At 76.6% G+C, this 248-nt stretch carries 1 pseudogene; it reads left to right on the plus strand.

The features are described 5' to 3' along the window. Positions 1 to 248 (plus strand): annotated as a pseudogene (locus KZZ04_RS20255) (MFS transporter); the annotation flags it as partial.

The following is a 248-nucleotide window of genomic DNA, read 5'->3' on the forward strand; positions in this document are numbered from 1 at the left end:
GCCGGCCCTGCCTTGGCCTGCCTGGCGCTCGCGGCGGTCCTCCTCGACCTCGGCGTCATCGCGGACCAGACCCTGGGACGGCGCGCGATCAACCTGCTGCGCCCGGAGGCGCGCGGACGATTGAACGGGCTGTTCACGGGCCTGTTCTTCCTGGGGAGCGCGGCCGGCTCGGCGCTCTCCGGCTTCGCCTGGACGGCGGGCGGCTGGGGCGCGGTCTGCGCGGTCGGCGCCGCGTTCGGGCTCGGTGC

Origin of the sequence: Pseudoalteromonas sp. CR1 (assembly GCF_019392235.1) — a bacterium.
Classification (GTDB): domain Bacteria; phylum Pseudomonadota; class Gammaproteobacteria; order Enterobacterales; family Alteromonadaceae; genus Pseudoalteromonas.